General features: G+C 39.8%; 7 protein-coding genes. 6 read left to right on the forward strand and 1 reads right to left on the reverse strand.

What is annotated here, in order from left to right; genetic code table 11:
* The first annotated feature begins 124 nt into the window (after positions 1-124).
* From M1F55_RS02385 to M1F55_RS02410, 6 genes are all read left to right on the forward strand, one after another.
* Entirely contained in the window at positions 125-925 is an 801-nt protein-coding gene (locus M1F55_RS02385; protein WP_049547264.1) for a glycoside hydrolase family 25 protein, read from the forward strand.
* Positions 926-1,019: 94 nt separating this feature from the next.
* Positions 1,020-1,862, forward strand: coding sequence for a DUF368 domain-containing protein (locus tag M1F55_RS02390; RefSeq protein WP_004256605.1), 843 nt, complete (start codon positions 1,020-1,022; stop codon positions 1,860-1,862).
* On the forward strand, positions 1,862-2,344 hold the full coding sequence (locus tag M1F55_RS02395) for an aminoacyl-tRNA deacylase (RefSeq protein ID WP_049500383.1): 483 nt from the start codon (positions 1,862-1,864) through the stop codon (positions 2,342-2,344). The genes M1F55_RS02390 and M1F55_RS02395 overlap by 1 nt, the downstream gene beginning before the upstream one ends.
* The gene (locus tag M1F55_RS02400) at positions 2,344-2,961 is read left to right on the forward strand and encodes a histidine phosphatase family protein (RefSeq protein ID WP_247947197.1); all 618 of its coding nucleotides are present in this window, start codon (positions 2,344-2,346) and stop codon (positions 2,959-2,961) included. The genes M1F55_RS02395 and M1F55_RS02400 overlap by 1 nt, the downstream gene beginning before the upstream one ends.
* A 137-nt stretch (positions 2,962-3,098) precedes the next feature.
* Positions 3,099-4,589 carry a lysine--tRNA ligase gene (lysS, locus tag M1F55_RS02405; RefSeq protein ID WP_070478813.1) on the forward strand — a complete coding sequence of 497 codons (1,491 nt, stop codon included), beginning with the start codon at positions 3,099-3,101 and terminating at the stop codon, positions 4,587-4,589.
* A 120-nt stretch (positions 4,590-4,709) separates the two neighbouring features.
* Complete coding sequence (locus M1F55_RS02410) at positions 4,710-4,856, forward strand: hypothetical protein (RefSeq protein WP_247947198.1); 147 nt, start codon at positions 4,710-4,712, stop codon at positions 4,854-4,856.
* Here M1F55_RS02410 and M1F55_RS02415 read toward each other — a convergent pair.
* The coding region (locus tag M1F55_RS02415) for a Rib/alpha-like domain-containing protein (RefSeq protein ID WP_247947199.1) at positions 4,853-6,346 on the reverse strand (1,494 nt) is incomplete at its 5' end. The genes M1F55_RS02410 and M1F55_RS02415 overlap by 4 nt on opposite strands.

Genomic DNA, 6,346 nt, shown 5'->3' on the forward strand with positions numbered 1-6,346 from the left:
TATTATACCATATTTCAAATCATTCCGCGCTCTTGAATGAAAAAATGCTCTAAAGTCCTTTCTTAACCCATTTTTTAAGTATTTTTTTTGATTTTTTCTCATTTTTAAGGTAAAATTATGAGGTATGAGAAAGAAAATAAATCCGCTTATTATGTTTGGTTTTTTTGGGATTATGATTTTCATTTTAATCCTGAATCGCCCTCGTTTTGAGGACCATCCTGTAAAAACAAAGTCAAATATCGCGCAAGTAGAAACGCAAGCGCTACACAATATAGATAAACCGGTAATTGATGTTTCTGGTTGGCAGCGTCCTGAGGAAATCAATTACGATACTCTGTCCCAAAACATTTCTGGAGCTATTGTTCGCGTCCATAGTGGTGCTCAAACGTCCAAAGAGAACGATGCTTCCTATGTTAATGGTGTTGATAAGGCCTTTAAAACCCATATCACTGAGTTTCAAAAACGAAATGTCCCAGTTGCTGTCTATGCCTATGTAGCCGGAAAAAATGTCCAGGAGATGGAAAAAGCTGCTGAGGTATTCTATAACGCCTCTTCTCCATACAGTCCAAGTTACTATTGGCTAGACGTGGAAGAAAAAACCATGTCTAATATGAACGATGGTGTTGAAGCCTTCCGAGCAAAGCTTGAATCACTGGGTGCTAAAAATATCGGAATCTACGTTGGGGTCTACTTCATGGAAGAGCACAGTATTGATACAGATAAGTTTACGTCTGTTTGGATTCCTTCCTATGGTTCTGACTCAGGATTTTACGAAGCTACTCCTAAAACTGATTTAGATTACGACATTCACCAGTACACGTCTAAAGGAAAAATTGCTGGCTTTGACCACGATTTGGATATCAACGTTATCTCTGCCTTAAAGAACAAAGAAGAAACCTTTAGAAAACTCTTTTTAAAACCTTAAAAGCATTTGTTTATCATTTGCTTTTTATTTTTGTGTTTGATTGTGATACAATATAGTAAGGATTTTTTGAAATAGAAATAGTTGGAGGAAAAATATGCTCTCATGGTTAGCACGTGTTATTAAAGGGATTGTCATTGCTCTTGGATTTATTCTACCGGGAATTTCCGGAGGGGTTCTAGCAGCAATCTTAGGAATTTATGAACGAATGATTGGCTTTCTGGCCCATCCCTTTAAAGACTTTAAAGAAAATGTTTTGTACTTTATTCCAGTTGCCATCGGTATGCTTCTGGGAATCGGCTTATTTTCCTACCCGATTGAATACCTGCTTGAAAATTATCAGGTCTTTGTCTTATGGAGCTTTGCAGGTGCCATCATTGGTACAGTTCCTAGCCTTCTCAAAGAATCAACTCGAGAATCTGACCGAGACAAGATTGATTTAGCTTGGTTCTGGGCAACCTTTATCATTTCTGGACTAGGTCTCTATGCCTTAAATTTTGTTGTTGGAACCTTAAGTGCCAGCTTTCTTAATTTCGTCCTAGCTGGTGCACTGCTGGCTCTTGGCGTATTAGTTCCTGGCCTCAGTCCATCAAATCTCCTTTTGATTTTGGGTCTCTATGCTCCTATGTTGACTGGTTTTAAAACCTTTGACCTCTTGGGAACCTTCTTCCCGATTGGAATCGGGGCAGGTGCAACTCTCATCATTTTTTCAAAATTGATGGATTATGCCTTAAACAACTATCACTCACGCGTCTATCATTTCATCATCGGTATCGTCCTATCAAGTACTCTTTTGATCTTGATTCCGAATGCAGGAAACGCTGAAAGTATCCAATACACTGGTATTTCTCTTGTTGGGTATGTCATCATCGCCTTCTTCTTTGCTCTGGGAATCTGGCTTGGTATTTGGATGAGTCAATTGGAGGATAAATATAAATAATGGCAAAAAAAGTAAAAATCAAAAAAACATTGGTGGAACAAATCCTGTCTAAAGCAGGTATCCCACATCAAGGGATTCAAATCAATGCCCTTGAAGGAGAACTTCCTCAAGATTATGAACGAGATCAGATTTTCAAAACCTTGGCTCTTTTGGGAGATAAAACAGGACCGATTATCGGAATTGTCCCTATCACTCAACACTTGTCTGAAAAGAAACTAGCTAAAATTTCTGGCAATAAAAAAGTGAGCATGATTCCCCAAAAGGATTTGGAAAAAACAACTGGTTACATTCATGGAGCCAATAATCCTGTCGGAATTCGTCAGAAACACAATTACCCCATTTTTATCGATAAGATCGCTCTAGACTTGGATCAAATGATTGTCTCTGCTGGAGAAGTTGGTCACAGCATTATCGTCGCACCACAAGACTTGGCTAGCTTTGTAAAAGCTGACTTTGCAGATATCTTGGAGGACAGTAAGTAATGAAACTCTACTTTGTCCGCCACGGTCGTACAGTCTGGAACCAAGAAGGACGCTTTCAAGGTGCTAGCGGAGATTCTCCCCTTCTTCCTGAATCTATTGACACCCTAAAACAACTAGGGCAGTATCTCAAGGATGTTCCTTTCGATCAGATTTATTCAAGTGATTTACCTCGAGCAGTCAAATCTGCCGAGATTATCCAAAGTCAACTCCAGACACCCTGTCCTTTAGAAAGTGTTCCTAATCTCCGTGAATGGCAACTGGGGAAATTAGAAGGTTTGAAAATCGCAACCTTGGAAGCTATTTACCCACAACAAATCAAAGCTTTCCGATCTAATCTTGCTCAATTTGACACTCAAATGTTTGGAGCCGAATCCCTCTATAGCACCACGCAACGGACCATCCAATTTATCAAATCATTAAAAGATAGTCCAGCTGAGCATATTCTAATTGTCGGTCACGGTGCGAATCTTACTGCCAGTCTTCGTACTCTTCTAGGATATCAAGAACCACTTCTTCGTAAAGATGGCGGTCTAGCAAATGCCAGCCTGACCATTCTAGAAACCCATGATTTTGAAACATTTACTCTCGATACTTGGAATGATACTTCCTATCAATAACAGAACTTGAATTTAGCGTCAAGTTCTTTTTAGTTTTGAAAGATTATCCGTGAATTTCTTGCTTATTTATGATAAAATGGGAGTATCGCAAAAAATGACTCATCGTATTCAATTTTGAGTAAAACTAGGAGGATCCCATGTCAACAGAACATATGGAAGAACTAAATGACCAGCAGATCGTTCGCCGTGAAAAAATGGCTGCGCTCCGTGAACAAGGAATTGATCCTTTCGGAAAACGTTTTGAACGTACTGCAAATTCACAAGAATTAAAAGATAAATATGCTGACCTCGATAAAGAACAATTACATGAAAAAAATGAAACAGCTACTATCGCAGGACGCTTGGTAACCAAACGGGGTAAAGGTAAAGTAGGTTTTGCCCACCTTCAAGACCGCGAAGGTCAAATCCAGATTTACGTTCGTAAGGATGCTGTCGGTGAAGAAAACTACGATATCTTCAAAAAAGCAGACCTTGGTGACTTCCTTGGTGTCGAAGGTGAAGTGATGCGTACAGATATGGGAGAACTCTCTATCAAAGCTACTCACATCACTCACTTATCTAAAGCACTTCGCCCACTTCCTGAGAAATTCCACGGTTTGACAGACGTTGAAACAATTTACCGTAAACGTTACCTTGACTTGATTTCTAACCGTGAAAGCTTTGAGCGCTTTATCACTCGTTCAAAAATCATTTCTGAAATCCGTCGTTACCTTGATCAAAAAGGTTTCCTTGAAGTCGAAACACCTGTTCTTCACAATGAAGCTGGTGGTGCTGCTGCCCGTCCATTTATCACCCACCATAATGCCCAAAACATTGACATGGTGCTTCGTATCGCGACTGAGCTTCACTTGAAACGCCTTATCGTCGGTGGTATGGAACGCGTCTATGAAATCGGACGTATCTTCCGTAACGAAGGAATGGATGCTACTCATAACCCTGAGTTCACTTCTATCGAAGTGTACCAAGCTTATGCAGACTTCCAAGATATCATGGACTTGACTGAAGGCATTATCCAACACGCTGCTAAATCAGTCAAAGGCGATGGTCCAGTCAACTATCAAGGTACTGAAATCAAAATCAACGAACCATTTAAACGTGTTCACATGGTGGATGCTATCAAAGAAATTACTGGTGTCGATTTCTGGCAAGACATGACTTTGGAAGAAGCTAAAGCTATCGCTGCTGAGAAGAAAGTTCCAGTTGAGAAACACTATACTGAAGTTGGCCACATCATCAATGCCTTCTTTGAAGAATTTGTTGAAGAAACCTTGATCCAACCAACCTTTGTCTATGGACATCCAGTAGCTGTATCTCCACTGGCTAAGAAAAATCCTGAAGACCAACGTTTTACTGACCGTTTCGAGCTCTTCATCATGACTAAGGAGTACGGTAATGCCTTTACTGAGCTCAACGACCCAATCGATCAACTTAGCCGTTTTGAGGCCCAAGCCAAAGCCAAAGAACTTGGTGATGATGAAGCAACAGGCATCGACTATGACTACATCGAGGCTCTTGAATACGGTATGCCACCAACAGGTGGTTTGGGAATCGGTATCGACCGTCTCTGCATGCTCCTCACTGACACAACCACTATCCGTGATGTATTGCTCTTCCCAACAATGAAATAGATTCTTATCCTCTGGTATTTGCCAGAGGATTTTTTTATAGTAAAAAGAAATAGACTGAAGTTTTCACCTCAGTCTATTTTTCTATCGGACTTTAGAAAGGAAATTTCTTTCCTATACTCAATGAAAATCAAAGTGCAAACTAGAAAGCTAGCCGCAGGTTGCTCAAAACACAGTTTTGAGGTTGTAGATAAGACTGACGAAGTCAGTGAGCATATCTACGGCAAGGTGAAGCTGACTTGGTTTGAAGAGATTTTCGAAGAGTATTAGTCTTCTTTTTTCTTACGAGCTACAAGTCCGAATGCACCCAACATTCCAAGAAGTCCAAGACTAGATAAAATGTTCTTATCGTCTGTACCAGTATTTGGTAATTCCTTCTTATCATTTTCTACAGTTGTTGCACTAACTGCTTGATTTGATTCTGTTCGACTTACCTGAGTTGGATTAACTACTGGTTTATCTGGATCTGTAGGACGAACTGGCGAAACAGGTCGCTCAGAACGAGTTGGAGTAACTACTTTCTTATAGGTATGAATCACATTGCCATTTTTATCTGTCTTAGTGCCAGTGTATTCATAACCTTCTAAAGTCTTAGGTCCATGGCTTCCATTTTCTTCTGGGGAAATTTCTTTACCATCACCATCTTGGTAACGTGTTACGATATGAGTAGTTGAACTACCATTATTACCTTGACTATCCCCATGATTAGATTTAGGAGTTACTTTCACAGGAACATCCACTGTCACTTTACGTCCGTCTGGCAACTCTAATTCTACTGTTACAAATGGTTTGTCACCAGGTGTACTTGTTTTTGGAATTTCGCCCACTTTCGTAATCTTCCATCCTTCAGGAAGGTCTACATGTTTCTTCACATCATCTTCAGTAATCGGTGTTCCAACTTCAACAACAATCGGAGTTGTTTTCGGAGTTACAATTACAGGAACTTTGACAGTTACACGTTTACCACCTGGTAGTTCAATCACCACTGGAACACTTGGTCTTTCTCCTGGAATATCTGTAGACGGTTTATCTCCAATACTGATAATCTTGCCACCTTCTGGAATCTGAATATGTTTTTCAACATCATCATTCGTAATTGGATCACCAAGTTTCTTAACAATATCTTTGATAGGTGTTACCTTGACAGGAACCTCTACTTCTATTTGTTTTCCATTAGGAAGCTCAATTTTAACTTTGACTGTACCTTTATCTCCAGGAGTATTTACTTCTGGAATTTTACCTACTTCAACAATTTTACCACCTTCTGGAACCTTCACGTGTTTTCCAATATCTTCTTTTGTTAATGGAGTATCTGTTACAGGTGTTTCAATTCCAGTAGCTGGTGTTACTGTTACTGGAACTTCGACTGTAATTGTTTTTCCATTTGGTAATTCTACAGTGACTTTAACTGGGTCTTTCTTACCTGGTGTTGTTAAGTCTGGAATGTTCTCAACATTTGTGACCTTGCCACCTTCTGGAATCTTGATGCCTTTAGTGTAGTCCTCTGGCGTTAACGGAGTATTCGTTACTGGCGTTTCAATTTCCTTAACTGGCGTTACATTAACTGGAACGTCAACAGTAATTGTTTTTCCATTTGGTAATTCAACCGTTACTTTAACTGGATCCTTCTTACCTGGAGTTGTCAAGTCTGGAATGTTTTCAACATTTGTGACCTTGCCACCCTCTGGAATTTTAATTCCTTTGGTGTAATCCTCTGGCGTTAACGGAGTATTCGTTACTGGCGTTTCAATTTCCTTAAC

The organism is Streptococcus mitis, assembly GCF_023109235.1.
In the GTDB taxonomy this organism is placed as follows: domain Bacteria; phylum Bacillota; class Bacilli; order Lactobacillales; family Streptococcaceae; genus Streptococcus; species Streptococcus mitis_DA.